The organism is Marinobacter algicola DG893, assembly GCF_000170835.1.
Taxonomy (GTDB): Bacteria; Pseudomonadota; Gammaproteobacteria; order Pseudomonadales; family Oleiphilaceae; genus Marinobacter; species Marinobacter algicola.
This window is the reverse complement of record NZ_ABCP01000005.1, coordinates 1-18,690: the sequence shown is the minus strand read 5'-3', so window position 1 is coordinate 18,690 and position 18,690 is coordinate 1. Positions and strand designations below refer to the sequence as shown.

Sequence of the window (18,690 nt, the reverse complement as noted above, 5' to 3'; positions counted from 1 at the left end):
TTGAGATAGAGTGACGCGTTGCCAACCCTTGAGGAACAGGGAAGTGACGGACCTCCGGCAGATTGCCAGGCCAGGGAGCTTCCCATCATTTTGAAGGAACACGTGTGACGACATCCACGCTTGCCAAACGCCAGCTACCCACGGGCATCTGGATACTCGGATTTGTCAGCCTGCTGATGGATATTTCATCGGAGATTATTCACAGTCTGTTGCCGATCTATCTGGTTTCCGTTCTTGGCGCCAGTGCTCTGATGGTGGGGCTGATCGAAGGCGCGGCGGAAGCGACAGCGCCTATCATCAAAGTGTTCTCGGGCGCGCTGAGTGACTACCTCGGTAAGCGCAAGGGGTTGGCTGTTATAGGGTACGGTCTGGGCGCACTGACCAAACCGGTGTTTGCCCTTGCACCGGGGCTGGGATGGATTCTGGCGGCCCGGCTTACCGATCGCGTGGGAAAGGGGATCAGAGGAGCACCACGCGATGCACTGGTTGCCGATCTTGCACCCCCTGCGATGCGGGGTGCCGCATACGGTCTGCGCCAGTCCCTGGATACCGTAGGGGCGTTTATCGGGCCCTTGCTGGCAATCGGTCTGATGCTGCTTTGGCAGAACGATTACCAGGCGGTGTTCTGGGTGGCAGTGTTACCCGCGGCGTTGGCAGTGATGTTGTTGGTGGTTGGTATTCGCGAACCGGAAAAGCCCATCACCGAAAGGCGTACCAATCCCATAAGCCGTGCGAGCCTGAAACAGCTGAGCCGTGCCTACTGGGCGGTGGTGGCAATTGGTGCCGTGTTTACCCTGGCGCGGTTCAGCGAAGCTTTCCTGTTGTTGCGTGCCGAAGACATGGGATTGGGTGTCGCCTGGCTGCCCGTCATTCTGGTGGTCATGAACATTGCCTATTCTGTGTCGGCTTACCCGTTTGGCAAGCTTTCTGACCGTATGGACCATCGCCAGCTACTGATCATGGGGCTGGTGGTATTGCTCGTAGCGGATCTGGTGCTGGCGCTGGGTAACCACTGGCTGTGGACGCTTGTCGGCTCCGTTATCTGGGGGCTGCACATGGGGATGACACAGGGACTGCTCGCGACGATGGTTGCTCACACGGCACCGAAAGCGCTGCGCGGCGCAGCATTTGGCTTTTTCAATCTGGTTGGCGGTGTTGCCCTGTTTCTGGCCAGTGCGGTTGCTGGACTGTTATGGACCTGGGCTGGCCCCGCGCTTACGTTTTACGCCGGCGCCGCCTTTTGCCTGCTGGCCATTGGCTTGATGATGTGCCAGAGGAAGACTGCTGTGGAGCCGACCTAGGCCCACCAGGCTGGCAGCAGGTTGCGGATCTGCGGTTGCAGGAAGCGGTCGTCGATCAGCCAGATCACGCCGGTGTCCTCCGGTGTGCGGATCACCCGGCCGGCGGCCTGAGCGACTTTCTGTAGGCCAGGAATCAGGTAGGTGTAGGCATGGCCGGCACCGAAGCGTTGCTCGAGTCGCTGGCGCAGGATTTCATGCCAATGGTCGAAGGGCGGCAGGCCGAGCGTCGCCACGAAAGCGCCGATCAGGCGGTCGCCGGGCAGGTCGATGCCTTCACTGAAAACGCCGCCAAGTACAGCCAGGGCGACGCCGGCATTGTCCTCGTTGAAATCGTCAAGAAACGCCGTGCGCTCATCGGCAGACATGCCAGGGCGTTGGGCTCGAAGCGGCAGGTCGGGCGCCTGTTGTTGCAGAGTTTCCCGCACCCGGTTGAGGTAGGAAAAGCTGCTGAAAAACGCCAGGTAGTTGCCGGGCTGCCGCCGGTATTGCCGGTGGATCAGTTCCGCGATGGGCGTCAGCGACCGTTCCCGGTCCGGCTGCCGGGTGCTGATGTCCGGGGTGAAATTTACCTCAAGCTGGTCGCGGGTAAAGGGGCCTGGCAGGGAGCGGAAGCAGGTGCCCTCCGGCATGCCCAGAAGGTCCCGGTAATAGACGCCAGGCGACAGGGTTGCGGAAAACATCAGCGTGCTGTCGGCGGCTTCGAAGCGCGGGGCCAGGAAGTCCGCCGGGATCAGGTTCTGGATGGTGAGTCCGGCCTTGCCTCTTGCCGGTCTGATCAGCTCGCACAGGGAATGATTGCCAAACACCTCCGCCAGTTTGGTGAAGGCCAGGCTTTCGAACATCAGTTCCTGCAGGGCAAGGTCCGGCGGATGGTCCGCCAGGTAGTCGGTAATGGCGGAGACCAGTCGATTCAGAGCGCCGGTCAGTGAACCCGGTAGATCGTCCAGTATCACCGGCTCGCGGCTGATGTCGGGACAATGGTCGCGAATTACCGATTGCCAGGCCCGGGACACGCCATCGAATTTTGATTTCAAAGCTTTGGGGGCCTGTTTCCGCACCCGTAGCAGACGCGCCTGGCTCAGCTCCACGGAGTACATGCCACGGGCGCGGTCCACCAGATTGTGGGCCTCGTCGACCAGCAGGCTGGCCTTCCAGTCGTTCTGCCAGACCAGGGCGTGGAGCAGGGCGGACTGGTCGAACATCCGGTTTACATCGGCAACCACCACATCGCACCAGCGGGCCATTTCCTGCGCCAGAAAATAGGGGCAGATACCGTGTTGGCGGGCGATGTCTGCCAATACCGCCTGAGTCAGTGCTCCGGTGTGATTGGCAGCGTCCTTGCGGGCCGCCGGCAATCGGTCAAAGAAGCCCTTTGCCAGCGGGCAGGCGTCCCCATGGCATGCCTTGTCTGGATGCTCGCAGGCATGGTCCTTGGCCACCAGTTCCAGGGTTCGAAGGGGCAATGATTCGGGTTGCTTTTGCCGCAACAGGTGAACGGCATCGACGGCCAGTTGCCGGGCGGTATTGCGGCTGGTCAGGTAGAACAGCCGGTCCTGACTGGCCGTGGGCATCGCCATCAGGGCCGGAAAAAGGGTGCCAAGCGTCTTGCCGAGGCCGGTGGGTGCTTCCAGTAGCAACGTCTGTTGGCGGACGCTGTTCCTGTAAACGGTTTCCGCCAGGGCGCGCTGCTGTGGCCGGAAGTCGGGGAAGGGAAAAGTCAGGTTTTTTAGGGCCAGATCTCTCTCATGCCGGTGGTTGGCCTCCTGTTCAGCCCAGTCGCTGTAATGTTCACAGAGCTGTTCCAGCTCCCGCCACAGTTCCTCTGCGAGGGCCGTTTCGGTGATGGGAGTTTCCTTGTCCTTGCCGACATCGTAGTAGATCAGGGCAAGATCGATCTGGTTCAGATTTTCCTGTCGACACAGCAACGCTCCGTAGGCCCGCAATTGTGCACGGTGTAGATTGCGCTGGGCTTCCCGTACCCGGGACAGGTCACCGCGGTGGGTCTTGATTTCCTCCAGGCGGCCGGCGATCGGGTCGTAACCGTCGGCCCGCCCGCTGACCATCAGTTTGCCGCATTGGCCGGCCAGCGCCACTTCGCTTTGATACCTCGGCCCGCGACGGGCCTGCACCGCACCGTGGCCGGCAATGCCTTCTTCCGACGTGGGCGCCGGGGTGTAGCGCAGGTCCAGATCGCCCTTTCGGGCGGCGAATTCACACAGCGTTCGTACCGCGACGTTGAGATCGGTCATTGGCTGGTCCAGCGCACATAGCAGACGGAGACGGGAATGCCGTGGTCAACGCAGAACTCCAGCCACCGGGTCTGATGATCCTGCAGACGGTCGCCAGGGCCTTTGACTTCGATCATTTCATAGCGCCGGTTCGGATCGCTGTGGTCGGGCCGAAAGCGGATCAGGTCCGGAAAGCCGCTGCGGTGTTCACGCAGGTTGCCCAACAGGCGCCGGAACATAAGCTCCAGGTGTTGGGCGGGGATGCACGCCAACGCCAGTTCGAGCATTTCCTCCGAGAGTATCGGCCAGATCACGAATGGCGACGCGATGCCGTGTTTTCGCTGCCAGGTATCGCGGATTCGGGTTTTGTAATCGTCAGAGGTCAGCGTGCCGAGACAGTCGTCAAACAGTGCTTGCCGGCGTTCCACGAAATCCTCCCGGTACAGATCCACGGGCCCGGTGTGGAACGGATGGAAGAACGCACCGGGCAAAGGTTCGAACAGGGCAGGCCAGCAGAGCAGGCCAAACAGGCCATTGATAAGGGTGTTTTCCACATAGGCAACGGGCTTGTCGGGTTCGGTCAGGTGTTGCATGGCTGCCCATTCCACGGAATGCCCATCGGGGTTATCCAGTTCCAGGGTGAACGCCGTCAGTTGCGGGCGTTCGCCTTGCTGGGGCGATGCCTCTCCCAGTTTTTTCGCCAATCGCGTCAGGATACGTTCGAGCCCGCGTTCCTCAGCGCCAAACCTGGGTTCGGCGGTGGCGGCCAGGGCAATCTTCCAGGCCTCGTGGTGTTGCTTCAGCCGTTCCAGAAGGCGTAGCTGGCGCAGCCGTGATTCGCGATGTCCACTGAGGCGATAGGCCTTGAACGCCAGCTCTGTGTTGCCGCCGCGCTCCGCCAGCTTGCCCAGTTCGAACAGCAAGCGGCCTCGCCGGCTTTCCAGCCAGGCATTCTCGTTGGCCGTCGGGATGTCCTGCCATAGGGTTTCTGGCGCCTCGCCCTGATCCAGTCGTTCACGGCAGCGATGCATCACCAGGTAGCGGTCAACGTCGTCGCGTTCGTCGAAGGCCCGGGATTCGGCGGAGAGCGGTATCTGTTCGTACTGCTGGTGGCCCAGCTCCACCAACACGAAATCGGACCAGCTCTGGCGCAGGTTGCCGAAAAACATCAGCCGCAGTCGGTCGAACAGAGCCATGTGGTTCAGGCGGATTAGCTGTGTGGAGACATCTGGTAGCCAGAGGTCCACAGGAGCGGTGTCGGGATGTAGTGGAATCAGGGTGTCTTTCAGAAGGCCCTTTGCGGCAGTGGCAGGCAGGCCGGCGGCTGAAATTTCGTCGGCGAGGGCGGCACGAAGTTCGGCGAGGGTGAAAAGACGAAACAGCTCCTTGAGGGGGATGCTTGGATTGTCTTCAACCCAGCCGTTGGCGGCGAGCACACTCACGGCTTCTTTCACCGGTACACCAATCTCCGGGTAGTTGAACTTTTCCACACGGAACAGTTCGCCGGTGCGCATGACCATTCGTGCCAGCAGCGCTCTTGCAGGCGCATCCAGATTTAGCAGGCCGTCTATCTGCCGGGTCTCATCAGCTGTCAGCAAATCGCTGTGATAGTGCCGCACCCAACACACTACCGTCTCGAAGTTTTCGAGATAGTACAGCGGATTGTCCAGGCCGGCGGTGCCGGGAACGGTGGAATGTCGAGTTGATACGGGTGTCATGGAAACTGTTTGGTCGGCCGGGTCGTAAGCATAGAATAGATCTTGATGATGCCCTATGGAGAAGCCGATATGCGAGCCCTGATTGCCACGATTTTCACCCTGCTCTCAGCGTCCGTCATGGCGGCTGATTGCCCGGCCTTCCTCAACCACGACCTTCGCAAGTTGCACTCCGCCGATTCGGTGAACCTGTGTGATCTGGCCGCCGGTAAACCCATGCTGGTGGTCAATACCGCCAGCCACTGTGGCTACACCGGGCAGTTTGAAGGGCTGGAGGCGCTGCACAGGGAATACAGTGGCGAAGGCCTGGTGGTGGTCGGCTTTGCCAGTGATGATTTCCGGCAGGAGGCAGCCACGGAAGAGGAGGCCGCCAGTGTCTGCTTCAAGAATTTCGGGGTCACCTTCACCATGATCGCACCTACGGCCGTGACCGGAAGTGACGCCAACCCGGTATTCAGGGCGATCAACAACCAGAGCCGTCAACCGGACTGGAACTTCAACAAGTACGTCGTGAATGATCGCGGCGAGGTGATCGAGGCGTTTCCAAGTCGTGTAGCACCGGATTCCGCCGAGCTTCGCAATGCCATCGACCGGGTTGTCGCTGATCGCTGAGTTGGTTCAGATATCCAGCACAATCGGCGGGTTCATGGGTTTGTACTGGCCGGTGCAGGTACTGGCGTTGACGTACAGGCGGTAGTTGAGCGTCTGCTGGCCATAGCCCTCGTGGATATGCCCGAAGATGTGGAGTTTGACCGCCAGCCGTTCCAACTCCCTGGCAAGATCCTCGCAGCCCACAGAGAGAGAGTCTTTGGCGGTGAAGACCTGGTCCAGGATGCCCGCCGGTGGGCCATGGGTGATGAGCACATCGGTGGCTGCGGGAATCTGCGCCCAGCGCTCTGCGATTGCCGGGCCGCGCGCCAGGTTGAAGGCCCAGTCGAAGAATATCGGTGTCCAGGGGCTGCCCCAGAACCTGACCCCCTCTATCTCGGTGCCGCTGTCCCGTAGATAAATCGCATGCCTGAGCAAGGCCTCAGCTTCCGCAGGTTCATCCTGCAGGCACCAGTCATGGTTGCCGGCAATCAGGATCTTGTGGCGATGGGGCTGTTCAGAGAGCCAGTTGTCCAGGTCCTCCAGTTCCTCAAGGGTGCCCACGCCCAGGCAATCGCCAGCGTGGATCAGTACGTCGCCGTCGGGCACCGCTACCTGGCGGTGCATGCTGTGGGTATCCGATATGCAGACCAGTCTCATGATGGCTCGCCGGGGTCGTCAGGGCTGTGAAAGGCGCCATGGCGTCCGGCGCCAGCGGAAAATCGGCCAGCGCCTTCGATGGCTTCCTCGAACACCACAGGATAGCCGCCTGCGCCCTCGGTCGCCAAGGCCTCGGACAGTTCCATATCCCACTGGTGAATGGCGGAATGGCGGTCAGCGCGCAGGCATTTCTGGGGGAATCGAGCGATGTCGGCGGCCAGGGCTTCGGCAGCGGAGCGGGCCTGTCCATCGGGTACCACCCGGTTTGCAAGCCCCATCGCCTTGGCTTCTTCCGCACTAACCGGCCGACCGGTCAGGATCATGTCCATGGCGTGGCCATGGCCGACTATCCTTGGCAGGCGAACCGTGCCACCATCGATCAGCGGCACACCCCAGCGCCGACAGAACACCCCGAAAGTGGCGGACGCTTCAACCACTCGCAGATCACACATCAGCGCCAGTTCCAGGCCGCCGGCCACGGCATAGCCGGCGACCGCCGCAATCACCGGCTTGGACAGCGCCATACGGGAAGGCCCCATGGGGCCGGGGGCGGTTCCGGTTGCTTCTATGTTGTTGCGCAGTTGTGGGTCACCGACGGCTTCCAGATCGGCGCCGGCGCAGAAGTTGCCGCCTTCGCCCCAGAGCACAGCGACTTTGAGCTTGTCATTTGCTTCGAAATCGACGAAGGCTTGTCGTAGCGCGTCGGCTGTTTCGCGGTCGACGGCGTTTCGCTTTTCCGGGCGGGCGAGAATGATGGTCAGTACATGTCCGATGGATTCGGTGTATACGGGCAAGTGGGTCACGTGGCCTCCAGTCAATTCTTGGTATAGGGGCCTCAGGTAACCGTTGTCTCCGGCGTCAGGTTGCCAAACTCAGCCCGGTTTCGGCCCTTGTTCTTGGCATTGTATAGCGCGGCGTCGGCCTCTATCATCATATCCGCGAAGGTTGTGTGGCGGTTGGCCCGTTCAACACCACCAATGCTTGCCGAGAGGTACAGAGGCAGGCCCTGGATTTCCCGGCCATTGTTGGCAATGGCGTCGAGCAGTCGGCGGGTGATGATGCGCACGTCATCCTCTGCGGAGATGCGCAGTACCACGGTAAACTCCTCTCCCCCGATACGGCCAATGATGTCGTCATTTCGCAATTCTTTTCTCAGCGTTCGTGCCACAAAGCGCAAGGCTTCGTCGCCGGCGGCGTGCCCCCAGCGGTCATTGATCTGCTTGAAATGGTCCAGGTCCATCATCAATACGGCCATGGGCGACTGGGTCTGCAGTGCGTTGTCGAAGGCGCGGATGCCTTCCCGGAACAATGAGCGACGGTTGTATAGCCCGGTCAGGCCGTCCCGTTCGGCCATGATGCGCAGCCGTTGCTCCGACTGGGTGAACGCCAGCAGGGGCAGCGCCAGGGCCGTCGCCATGGCCAGCAGGATATGGTTGATAAGGATCAATCGCAGCCCAAAGCCGGTATGGAGCTGATTGATGCCAAGCCAATCCGCCCCGATGACCAGGACCTGAGACATCATCAGCACACCGTGCATTGTGAAGAGCACCTTGAGTATCCCGACGGGAAGGGACGGCGTGGTATCCAGTTTCGACAGACCGTAGACCGCGACGCTGAAAATGGCTGCGGAAAGCAGGGCCGTTAAAAAGCGGGCGTTGAGCGGATCGCCTTGGAAGGCAAATAACAGGGTCAGGCAATAGCCGACCGCAACGGCATTCAGGCCATGGCGGAACCGGCGGGTCTTGCGCGCGGAGTGGCCGTAGAAGCGCTGAAGGCCAGCCAGCACCAGCAATGGTGAAAGCCCCAGGAACAAATGGGCCAAGAAGACGGTGACCCAGGGCGCATCGATAAACGCTCGGGAACCGGCAAGCAGGCTTCCCGCGGCGAAGGCCACGCACGCCAGTGCCCATAATCGAAAACAGTGCTGGCGTGCTCGCAGCCGGAAAATCGCCCATAGCAGCCCCCCGATCAACACGTTGATCGCGACAGACAGCAGCAGCAAGGTCGGTAAGTGAACGGTAAATCCCATAGTCATCCCTGGTGACGGATTCTCGCAGTGTCACAGCATACGTGCCCGGGAAGTTACGGTCAGTAAGCTTTGTGTGTCGTTTCTTAGTTGGAGTTGGGGCGGAGGGTCTGGAGAGAGTTGTGATCAGGAAGCAGCCGCCAGACTCGCTGACGGCTGGTCTCGAGGTTACGCGGCTTTCAGTGTCTGCATATCGATGACAAACCGGTACTTCACGTCCCCTTTTTTCATGCGCTCGTAGGCGTCGTTGATGTTGTGGATGTCGAGCATTTCAACATCGCAGGTGATGCCGTGCTCGGCACAGAAGTCCAGCACTTCCTGGGTTTCCGGCATTCCCCCGATGAGTGAGCCGCCCAGTACCCGGCGTTTCATCACCAGGGCGCCCGCCTGCAGGGCTGGGTCAACCGGCTCCAGAAGGCCCACCAGGATGTGGGTACCATCGTATTTAAGGCAGTTCAGGTAAGGATTGAGGTCATGTTGCACCGGCACGGTGTCCAGCATGAAGTCGAAGGATTCGGCAGCCGCTTTCATCTGGCGGTCATCAGTGGAGATAATCACATGGTCGGCGCCCTGTTTCTTTGCTTCTGACACCTTGGCTTCGGAGCGAGTAAAAATGGTGACTTCCGCGCCCAGCGCCTTGGCGAATTTCACACCCATATGGCCGAGGCCGCCCATGCCAATGACGCCCACCTTGTCTCCGGCTTTCACGCCATAGTGGCGCAGGGGGGAGTAAGTGGTAATGCCCGCGCACAGGATGGGGGCGGCAGCGGCCGGGTCCAGCTTTTCCGGTACCTTGACCACGAAGCGCTCACTGACCACAACCTTGTCGGAGTAGCCACCGTAGGTGATGGAGCCGTCGTGACGATCCACCCCATTGTAGGTCCCCGTCATGCCGTCCAGGCAATACTGCTCCAGGCCGGACTCGCAGGCAGAGCAGCTGCGGCACGAGTCCACCATGCAACCGACGCCCACAGTGTCGCCTACCTTGTAATCCGTGACATCGGGGCCAATGGCGGTCACCCGACCGATGATCTCATGGCCCGGCATCACCGGAAATTCGGTCATGCCCCAGTCGTTCTGGGCAAAGTGAATGTCGGTATGGCACACGCCGCAGTAGTCGATCTCGATGGAAACATCGTCCGGGCGCGGTTCGCGCCGTTCGAAACTGATGGGGGCCAGCTTTGAGTCGGCTGATTCAGCTGCGTAGCCTTTTGCAGTCGCCATGGTCCGTGTTCCTTCTTTGTCGGTAAATGTTCAAACCTATACGCAGTAACTCCGGGTGTGAGTCAGTTTTTCAACCGCAAGTTCCTTTTATGAAAGGAATATCATCAAGGGTTAATGACGATGGGTGTGGCGATAGTCGGTAGGCGACAGGCCCATGACCTTCTTGAACAGTCGTGAAAAATAGTAGTTGTCGTCATAGCCCAGAAGGCTACTGATCTGGGTAAAGGAATGATCCGTGGTGTCCAGCAACTGGCAGGCCTGTTCCACTTTCAGGTGCAGAAAATGCTGGATCGGGGAGACGCCGGTCAGGGCCCGGTAACGGGTGGCGAAGTGCGCGGGTGAGAGCCCCGTCAGTTCCGCCAGTTGATTGAGCGTTATGCGCTCATCGAGATGCTCGCGCATGAAGTTGTGAATGATGTCCAGGTCTGGCTGCTGCGCGTGGCCCGCCTCGCCGACACTCAGCGGAACGGCCGCCAGCAACTGGCGTAGCCGGTTGGCCACATGCACCAGGCCGGGGGTGCGAAAACCGGTTTGCCGTACCGAAAGCAGACCGTTGAAATCCACCAGCAATCGGGGTTGCCGTCCGATGTGCTGAACGCGGATGCCCTCGGCAAACCCCATGTGTTCCCGGAAGTGTTCCGCCAATGGGCCGGCATAGTGTACCCAATGGATTGTCCATGGGTTGTCCGGCGCTGCGGTGTACCGGTGGGCGGCGCCGGCCGGTATCAGTACCAGGTCGCCCGCCCGTATCAGGCAGGGTTCGTCCTCGACATTCAGGTAGGCTTCCCCCTCCGTGCAATGGATCAAAAGATCGTCATTGTGGTGCTCCCGGTGCATGTGATGGCCCGCAGCGCGGCGATAGTGGCCGAAGGCGAGCGGGTACAGGTCACGGGTCAGCGGGTGTCGTGACAGGCCGCGTATGACCGGGTCAGGGATGACATAACGAATGCTGTCCGGCGGTACGGGCCACTGTGATGTTTTGGTCATCGTAGGCACCTGTTTCATGATGGTTTCGAAAGATAGTCCATCATGGTCGAAACTTAGTCAATCATTAAGCGGTAGAAGGCTGTGCTAGGATCGATGACATCCATAGGGCACAGGCCCAAAGACCTACAACAATGACAGGGAACATTGCTATGAAAAACGTACCCCTTTATATCGCCGGTGAGTTCGTCCAGAGCCAGACCGACCAATGGATTGACGTTACCGATCCTGCCACCAACGAAGTGATTGCCCGTGCGCCCTGCACCACCGACGCAGAGATGCGTCGCGCTATCGAAAACGCAGGCGAAGTGTTCAAGACCTGGAAAGAAGTACCTGTTTCCGAGCGTGCCCGGGTAATGATGCGTTACCAGGCCCTGCTGAAAGAACACCATGATGAAATCGCCGAGATCCTGTCCAGCGAAACCGGCAAAACCTTCGAGGATGCCAAAGGCGATGTATGGCGTGGTATCGAGGTTGTGGAACACGCAGCCAACATCCCCTCGCTGATGATGGGTGAAACCGTTGAGAACGTGGCCCGTGAAATCGACACCTATTCCTACACCCAGCCGCTGGGTGTCTGTGCCGGTATCACGCCGTTCAACTTCCCGGCCATGATCCCGTTGTGGATGTTCCCGATGGCCATTGCTTCCGGTAACACTTTTATCCTCAAGCCGTCCGAGCAGGACCCGCTGACCCCGATGCGTCTGGCGGAGCTGTTTGAAGAAGCAGGCGCCCCCAAGGGTGTGCTGCAGGTCGTCCACGGCGGTAAAGAACAGGTAGACGTGCTGTTGACCGATCCGGCCATCAAGGCGGTGTCCTTCGTTGGCTCCGTACCGGTGGGCCGTTACATCTACGAAACCGGCACCCGAAACATGAAGCGTGTACAGAGTTTCGCTGGCGCCAAGAACCACATGGTGATCCTGCCGGATGCGGACAAGAATCAGGTGGTCAAAGCTCTGGTGGGCGCATCGGTGGGTGCTGCCGGCCAGCGTTGTATGGCGATTTCCGTGGCCGTGTTCGTAGGCGAGGCCCAGGAGTGGATTCCGGAAGTGAAGGAAGCCCTGGCTGCGGTCAGACCCGGTGCCTGGAACGACAAGGAAGCCAGCTATGGCCCGATTATCAGCAAGCAGGCGAAGCAGCGCGTGGAATCGCTGATTACCCGCGGTGAGGAAGAAGGCGCCAAGCTGCTTCTGGATGGCCGTAACTGCACCGTTGATGGCCTGCCCGATGGCAACTGGGTAGGGCCGACGCTGTTCGCCGGGGTCAAGCCGGAGATGGATGTCTACAAGGAAGAGATCTTTGGCCCGGTGCTGGCCTGCATGGAAGTGGACACCCTGGAAGATGCCATCAACCTGGTAAACGACAGCCCCTATGGCAACGGTACATCCATCTTCACCAGCTCCGGTGGTGCGGCACGCCGCTACCAGCATGAGATCGAAGTGGGTCAGGTGGGTATCAACGTGCCCATTCCAGTGCCTCTGCCGTTCTTCTCCTTCACCGGCTGGAAAGGGTCTTTCTACGGTGATCAGCACGCCTACGGCAAGCAGGCGGTGAAGTTCTACACCGAGACCAAGACCATTACCTGTCGCTGGTTCAGCAGCGATGCGGTGGCTGAAACCAACTTCTCCATCCGCATGCGGTAAGGGGAGCACATGAACTTTGATCTGACCGAAGATCAGCTGGCTTTCCGCGAGGCCGCCAGGGCCTTCGCGGAGAAGGCCATGGCCCCTCACGCCGCCAAATGGGATGCCGAGCATGTGTTCCCGGAGGAAGTGATCCGCGAGGCCGGTGATATGGGCTTTTGCGGTATTTACACGCCGGAAGCCCAGGGTGGCATGGGGCTGTCGCGGCTGGATACCAGCGTGATCGTGGAAGAGCTGGCAGCTGCCTGTCCTTCCACGGCTGCCTACATCACCATCCACAACATGGCGACCTGGATGGTCGCGCAGTTTGGCAATGCCGACATCCAGAAACAGATCGCCCCGAAAATGGCCAGCGGTGAATGGCTGGGTTCCTACTGTCTGACGGAGCCGGGTGCCGGCTCTGACGCCGGTAACCTGCGCACCAAGGCCACACGGGACGGCGACAGCTACGTATTGAACGGTAGCAAGGTGTTTATTTCCGGCGCCGGCGCCACCCAGATGCTGGTGGTGATGGCTCGTACCGGCGAACCCGGCAGCGGCCCAAAAGGGATCAGCGCCTTTGTGGTGCCTGCTGACAGCGACGGTATCCACTACGGCAAGGCCGAGGAAAAAATGGGTTGGAACAGCCAGCCCACCCGTCAGATTACCTTCGAGAACGTGCGTGTGCCGGCCAATAACCGGCTGGGTGAAGAAGGTCAGGGCTTCATGATTGCCATGAAGGGCCTGGACGGCGGGCGCCTGAACATTGCCACCTGCTCCCTGGGGGGTGCCCAGGCGGCGCTGCTGCGTGCCCGCAATTACATGCACGAGCGCGAGCAGTTCGGCCAGTCCCTGGCAGGTTTCCAGGCGCTGCAGTTCAAGCTGGCGGACATGGCAACCAATCTGGTAGCCGCGCGGCAGATGGTTCGCTTGGCAGCTTACCGGCTGGATCAGGGCGATACTGAAGCCACGCTGCATTGCGCCATGGCCAAACGCTTTGCCACCGATGCGTGTTTTGAGGTGTGTAACGAGGCACTGCAGCTCCATGGTGGATACGGCTATATCCGCGAGTACCCCCTGGAGCGCTACGTGCGTGACCTGCGGGTGCATCAGATTCTGGAAGGCACCAACGAAATCATGCGGCTGATCGTAGCCCGCCGGCTACTGGAGCCTGGTGTCGCTGAAGCTATCCAATAAACGCTTCTGCCAACTAACAAAAAGGCGAGAATTCACATGAGCGAATTGATTCAGCTGGAAAAACGCGGCCACACCGCGATCATCACCATTAACAACCCTCCTGCCAATACCTGGACCAAGGCGTCTTTGAAGGCTCTGGAAGAGACGATTGAGTCGCTCAACGCTGATCGCAATATCTTTGCGTTGGTGGTCACTGGCCAGGGCGAGAAGTTTTTCTCAGCCGGCGCCGACCTCAAGGCCTTTGCTGATGGCGATATCGGTAACGCCAGTGTCATGGCGCAGGCGTTTGGCCAGGCCTTTGATGCCCTGGTGAGATTCCGTGGCGTGTCCATCGCTGCGGTGAACGGCTACGCCATGGGTGGTGGCCTGGAGTGTGCGCTGGCCTGTGACATCCGCATTGCTGAGGAGCATGCCCAAATGGCCTTGCCAGAGGCCACTGTCGGCCTGCTGCCCTGTGCCGGTGGCACCCAGAACCTGCCCTGGCTGGTGGGCGAAGGTTGGGCCAAGCGGATGATTCTGTGTGGTGAGCGTATTAAGGCCGACAAGGCCCTGAGCATCGGGCTGGTGGAAGAAGTGGTGCCGCAGGGCGCGGCCCTCGACAAGGCGCTGGAACTGGCGGAGATGGCCGGCAAACAGAGCCCGTCATCCGTTGCCCGCTGCAAGACCCTGGTGATGAGTGCCCGTGACGGTCGCAGCCACGACGATGGCTGGAGAATGGAGCGGGAACTGTTTATCGAACTGTTCAGCACCGAAGACCAGCGCGAAGGGGTGAATGCGTTCCTTGAAAAACGCCCGCCGGAATGGAAGAACCGATAAAAAGTACCGATAGAAAGCAAAGTTTAATAGCACCGATAAACCGCACCGGATTACTGAGTGAATGGTATGAGCGATCAAGTAGTCATTTTTGAGGAACTGGAAGCTGCCGGCGGTAGCCGCATTGGTGTGGCACGGCTGAATGCTCCGCGCGCCATGAACGCATTGTCGCTGGAGATGATCCACCTGTTGAAGGCAAAGCTGGACCAGTGGGCGGCTGACGACACGATCGGCGCCGTGTGGCTGGAAGGTGAGGGCGACAAGGCCCTGTGTGCTGGTGGAGATATTGTGGCGCTGTATCGCGACATGACAGAGCCGCGTTCCGACAGTCGTGCCGTCAGTGAAGGGGATAGATTTTTCACCGACGAATACGAACTGGACTACCAGATTCACACCTATCCCAAGCCTTTTATTGTCTGGGGCAATGGCGTGGTGATGGGCGGCGGCATCGGCCTGATGTCTGGCGGCTCCCATCGTGTGGTGACGGAGCATTCACGTGTCGCGATGCCGGAAGTGAGTATCGGCCTATACCCGGATGTAGGCGCTGGTTGGTTCCTCAATAAAATGCCGGGCCGGATCGGTTTGTTCCTGGGGCTGACCGGGGCGCGGATGAACGGCGCTGATGCGCTGTTTACCGGGTTGGCGGACCGGTTTATTCGCCACGATATGCGTGACGAGGTCAAACAGGCCCTGCAGCAGTCAGGCTTTGCCGGCCTTGAGGGTGGCGCCCATGCCGCTGTCAGCAAGGTGCTGCGCGGATTCGAGGCAGGCTCCCGCGAGGCAATGCCGCAGGCCGTGGTGCGTGAGCACTTCGATGTGATCCAGGCCCTGACCGACGGCGATTCGCTGGTGGACGTGGTGGATAACCTGGGCCAGTACGCCGGCGAGGATCCCTGGCTGACCAAGGCGGTCAAGACGGTTGCAGCTGCGTCGCCAGCGTCCCTGACTCTGACCTGGCAACACTACCACGACACCTTGCATGACAGCCTGTCCCAGGTCTTCGACAAGGAGCTTCAAATATCGAAACGCTGCCTGAAGATGGGGGAGTTTGCCGAGGGTGTCCGGGCGTTGTTGATCGACAAGGACCTGAAGCCACGCTGGCATTTTCCAACACTGAAAAGCGTGGACCCGGAGTGGATTGACCGGTTCTTTATCGAGCCCTGAACAAAACCGAACAGACCAACACTGATCAAAAATGGAGAACAACAATATGGCGACTATCACATTTATCGGTCTTGGCAACATGGGTGGTCCCATGGCCGCCAACCTCGTCAAGGCAGGCCATGACCTGACCGTGTTTGATCTGTCTTCCGAGGCAGTCAAGGCGCTCACCAGCGAAGGCGCAAAATCCGCGGCGACAATCCAGGAGGCGGTGGAAGGTGCCGAGGTGGTGATTTCCATGCTGCCCGCGGGCCAGCACGTGGAAGCGGTCTACCTCGGTGACAACGGGTTGTTGAAAAACCTGCCGTCCACCACGTTGGTGATCGATTCTTCCACCATTGCGCCGGAAACCGCGAAAGGTGTGGCTGAAGCTGCGGTTGCTGCCGGTATTACCTTTATGGACGCGCCGGTCTCCGGCGGTGTCGGTGGCGCCAAAGCGGGAACCCTGACCTTTATCTGTGGTGGTGAGGCGGATGCGTTTGAACGCGCTAAACCCGTTCTTGAATGTATGGGCAAGAACATCTTCCACGCTGGCCCCCATGGTTCCGGGCAGGTTGCCAAGATCTGCAATAACATGCTGCTGGCCATTCTGATGAGCGGTACCAGCGAAGCGTTGGCACTGGGCGTGAAGAACGGCCTGGACCCTGCGGTACTGTCGGAAATCATGAAACAGAGTTCCGGTGGTAACTGGGCGTTGAACGTCTACAATCCCTGGCCGGGGGTTATGGAAGGTGTGCCGGCGTCCCGTGACTACGAAGGCGGCTTCCTGGTGAATCTGATGAACAAGGACCTGGGGCTGGCCTTCGACAATGCCGTCAAGAATCAGGCGCCCATTCCCATGGGATCATTGGCCCGTAACCTGTTCGCGCTACATGCTAACGAGGGCAATGGCGGGCTGGATTTTTCCAGCATACAGAAGTTCTATTACCGCGAGCAGAACTGACCAGGCAACGCCTTTAAAACCATCTGGGTAGAGCGTTTCGTTCATACCAATGAGTTTTGAAGGCGTTTATTTTTAGCTTAAAGTTTACCTTTACGTAAACTATAGCCTGTGTTAAACATTGAGATCCGTATTTACCACAACAATAAAAGGACTGGATTATGAGCCTCCCGGATTACCAATCGGTCTATGACAATTTCGATCCCGCCAGCCTCGAAGCCGAGATTCTGGAGGGTAACCTGCAAGATGGCCTGAACGTCTGCACGGAAATCTGTGACAAGTGGGCATACGACCCCCAACGGGTTGCGCTTTATTACGAAAAAGCTGACGGCGGTTCCGGTAAACTGACCTTCGCCGAGCTGAAAGAGCAATCCGCCCGTTTTGCGAACTATCTGACCTCTCAAGGTATCGGCAAAGGCGACCGAGTGGCCGCCCTGCTGCCCCGCAGCCCTGAGTTGTTGATTGTCATCGCGGGCGCCCTGCGCGCGGGTGCCGTCTACCAGCCGCTGTTTACCGCCTTCGGCCCTGGTGCCATCGAGTATCGTTTCGAACGCGCCAGCACCAAGCTGGTGGTCACGGACCCGGTGAACTATCCGAAGCTGACCGAGGTCAAGGACTGCGCGCCAGTAGTGTGCGTGAATGCCGCCGAAGTCAGTGGCGATGTACCGGACTTTGACAAAACACTGGCAGAGCAGTCTGGCCAGTTCGAGCCAGTCCTGATCAAGGGTGGTGATCCGTTCCTGCAGATGTTTACGTCGGGTACGGTCGGTAAATCCAAGGGTGTTGCGGTTCCTGCCAAAGCATTGCTGGCGTTCTACGTGTACATGAAATATGCCATCGACCTGCGGGACGATGACGTGTTCTGGAACGTGGCTGATCCGGGCTGGGCCTATGGCCTTTACTACGCCGTGGTGGGCCCGTTGTTGATGGGACACGCCACCCACTTCAACCCGGGCGCGTTTACCCCGGAAACCACCTACGACATGATCCGCAAGTACAAGATCACCAACCTGGCGGCTGCACCAACGGCTTACCGTTTGCTGAAGGCCAACGACCATGTACTGCCGGAGGGTGAAAATCTCGGGCTCAGAGTCGCCAGCAGTGCCGGCGAACCTTTGAACCCGGAAGTAGTGAGCTGGATTGAAAAGCGTCACTTCTGCCCGGTAAAGGATCACTATGGTCAGACCGAAACCGGCATGACCTGCTGCAATTTCCACGGTCTTGATCACCCGGTACGCCAGGGCTCAATGGGCTATTCCTCGCCGGGACACCGGGTTGTCGCCCTGAACGAAAAGAATGAAGAGGTCGGCGAAGGCGAAATCGGACAGGTGGCGGTCGATGTAAAGGCCTCACCGCTGTTCCACTTCGACGGCTACACCTGGGGTGAAAAAGACCCGTTCGTAAAAGGCTATTACCTGACCGGCGACATGGCGGTTTGTCACGGTGACGGCTGTTTCTCATTCAGTGGCCGTGACGATGACATCATCACCACCGCTGGTTACCGCGTGGGTCCGGCCGATGTGGAAAGTACTCTGCTGGAGCACAAGGCGGTGGCCGAGTCTGGTGTGGTGGCAAAGCCCGACGAGAAGCGGGGCTCTATCATCAAGGCCTATGTGGTGATCAAGGGTGATCAGGAGCCTGAAAGCGAAGACGCCCTGAAAGATGAGTTGCAGGAGCTGGTGCGTCATCGCCTCTCTGCCCACGCCTATCCCCGTGAAATCGAATTCGTGGACGAGCTGCCGAAAACTCCCAGTGGCAAGATCCAGCGCTTTGTTCTGCGCAACCAGGCGAAGGAAGAGAAGCAGGGATGATGGTTACCTTCGAGGAACTGCAGTCCTTCCTCGCCGAGCAGTTTCCCCAGGGTGCCCGCTACGGCACCCTGCAGGAGCTGGGCGACGGTTGGGCTGAAATGAAGCTTGAGGTTGCGGAAGAGCATCTGCGCCCCGGTGGTACGGTGTCTGGCCCCGCCATGATGGCGTTGGCAGACGTGGCCCTGTATGCCGCCCTGCTGGGCAAAATCGGCCTGGTGCCGCTGGCAGTGACCAGTAACCTCAATATCAACTTCCTGCGCAAGCCGGTGGCCCACAGCCCGATCCGGGCGCGGGCCAGTATGCTGAGGGTTGGCAAGACCAGCGGGGTGGGTGAGGTCTACATTCTCTCCGATGGCCTTGAAGACCCTGTTGCCCACGCCACCATCACCTACGCGATTCCGGCACAGCGGTGACGGCATG

16 protein-coding genes are annotated in these 18,690 nt (G+C 59.6%); 9 read left to right on the top strand and 7 right to left on the bottom strand.

The annotated features are described in order from the left end of the window. The first annotated feature begins 104 nt into the window (after window positions 1-104). On the top strand, window positions 105-1,301 hold the full coding sequence (locus MDG893_RS05750; protein ID WP_007152793.1) for an MFS transporter: 1,197 nt from the start codon (window positions 105-107) through the stop codon (window positions 1,299-1,301). On the opposite strand, the gene MDG893_RS05745 is transcribed toward MDG893_RS05750, so the two are convergent. Together MDG893_RS05745 and MDG893_RS05740 are read right to left on the bottom strand one after the other, a co-directional pair. Continuing rightward, a complete protein-coding gene (locus MDG893_RS05745) occupies window positions 1,298-3,550 on the bottom strand; it encodes an ATP-dependent DNA helicase (protein WP_007152792.1) in 2,253 nt (750 codons plus the stop codon). The genes MDG893_RS05750 and MDG893_RS05745 overlap by 4 nt on opposite strands. Next, a complete protein-coding gene (locus MDG893_RS05740) occupies window positions 3,547-5,247 on the bottom strand; it encodes a VRR-NUC domain-containing protein (protein WP_007152791.1) in 1,701 nt (566 codons plus the stop codon). Before MDG893_RS05740 ends, MDG893_RS05745 begins: the two co-directional genes overlap by 4 nt. Window positions 5,248-5,316: 69 nt before the next feature. Between MDG893_RS05740 and MDG893_RS05735 the strand changes: the two genes are divergently transcribed. After that, the gene (locus tag MDG893_RS05735) at window positions 5,317-5,856 is read left to right on the top strand and encodes a glutathione peroxidase (protein WP_040474353.1); all 540 of its coding nucleotides are present in this window, start codon (window positions 5,317-5,319) and stop codon (window positions 5,854-5,856) included. 6 nt (window positions 5,857-5,862) lie between these two features. Here MDG893_RS05735 and MDG893_RS05730 read toward each other — a convergent pair whose 3' ends face one another. The 5 genes from MDG893_RS05730 to MDG893_RS05710 form a co-directional block, all read right to left on the bottom strand. Then, window positions 5,863-6,492 carry a metallophosphatase domain-containing protein gene (locus MDG893_RS05730; RefSeq protein ID WP_007152789.1) on the bottom strand — a complete coding sequence of 210 codons (630 nt, stop codon included), beginning with the start codon at window positions 6,490-6,492 and terminating at the stop codon, window positions 5,863-5,865. After that, window positions 6,489-7,286 carry a crotonase/enoyl-CoA hydratase family protein gene (locus tag MDG893_RS05725; RefSeq protein ID WP_157132782.1) on the bottom strand — a complete coding sequence of 266 codons (798 nt, stop codon included), beginning with the start codon at window positions 7,284-7,286 and terminating at the stop codon, window positions 6,489-6,491. The genes MDG893_RS05730 and MDG893_RS05725 overlap by 4 nt, the downstream gene beginning before the upstream one ends. Before the next feature lie 41 nt (window positions 7,287-7,327). Continuing rightward, window positions 7,328-8,521, bottom strand: coding sequence for a GGDEF domain-containing protein (locus MDG893_RS05720; protein ID WP_007152787.1), 1,194 nt, complete (start codon window positions 8,519-8,521; stop codon window positions 7,328-7,330). Window positions 8,522-8,686: 165 nt separating this feature from the next. Next, window positions 8,687-9,742, bottom strand: a complete 1,056-nt coding sequence (locus tag MDG893_RS05715; protein WP_007152786.1) for an NAD(P)-dependent alcohol dehydrogenase — start codon at window positions 9,740-9,742, stop codon at window positions 8,687-8,689. A gap of 111 nt (window positions 9,743-9,853) precedes the next feature. Then, the gene (locus MDG893_RS05710) at window positions 9,854-10,729 is read right to left on the bottom strand and encodes an AraC family transcriptional regulator (protein WP_007152785.1); all 876 of its coding nucleotides are present in this window, start codon (window positions 10,727-10,729) and stop codon (window positions 9,854-9,856) included. Window positions 10,730-10,878: 149 nt separating this feature from the next. On the opposite strand from MDG893_RS05710, the gene MDG893_RS05705 reads away from it, so the two are divergent. The 7 genes from MDG893_RS05705 (at window position 10,879) to MDG893_RS05675 (ending at window position 18,683) form a co-directional block, all read left to right on the top strand. Then, window positions 10,879-12,369, top strand: coding sequence for a CoA-acylating methylmalonate-semialdehyde dehydrogenase (locus MDG893_RS05705; RefSeq protein WP_007152784.1), 1,491 nt, complete (start codon window positions 10,879-10,881; stop codon window positions 12,367-12,369). A 9-nt stretch (window positions 12,370-12,378) separates the two neighbouring features. Next, window positions 12,379-13,545 (top strand): acyl-CoA dehydrogenase family protein, encoded by a 1,167-nt coding sequence (locus MDG893_RS05700; protein ID WP_007152783.1) that lies wholly within the window; start codon window positions 12,379-12,381, stop codon window positions 13,543-13,545. Between the two features lie 36 nt (window positions 13,546-13,581). Then, a complete protein-coding gene (locus MDG893_RS05695; protein ID WP_007152782.1) occupies window positions 13,582-14,361 on the top strand; it encodes an enoyl-CoA hydratase in 780 nt (259 codons plus the stop codon). Window positions 14,362-14,427: 66 nt separating this feature from the next. Next, window positions 14,428-15,522, top strand: coding sequence for an enoyl-CoA hydratase/isomerase family protein (locus tag MDG893_RS05690; RefSeq protein WP_007152781.1), 1,095 nt, complete (start codon window positions 14,428-14,430; stop codon window positions 15,520-15,522). 46 nt (window positions 15,523-15,568) lie between these two features. Then, complete coding sequence (mmsB, locus tag MDG893_RS05685) at window positions 15,569-16,462, top strand: 3-hydroxyisobutyrate dehydrogenase (RefSeq protein ID WP_040474358.1); 894 nt, start codon at window positions 15,569-15,571, stop codon at window positions 16,460-16,462. Window positions 16,463-16,620: 158 nt separating this feature from the next. Then, complete coding sequence (locus tag MDG893_RS05680) at window positions 16,621-18,270, top strand: AMP-binding protein (protein WP_007152779.1); 1,650 nt, start codon at window positions 16,621-16,623, stop codon at window positions 18,268-18,270. Further along, window positions 18,267-18,683 carry a PaaI family thioesterase gene (locus tag MDG893_RS05675; protein WP_007152778.1) on the top strand — a complete coding sequence of 139 codons (417 nt, stop codon included), beginning with the start codon at window positions 18,267-18,269 and terminating at the stop codon, window positions 18,681-18,683. Before MDG893_RS05680 ends, MDG893_RS05675 begins: the two co-directional genes overlap by 4 nt. Window positions 18,684-18,690 lie beyond the last annotated feature (7 nt).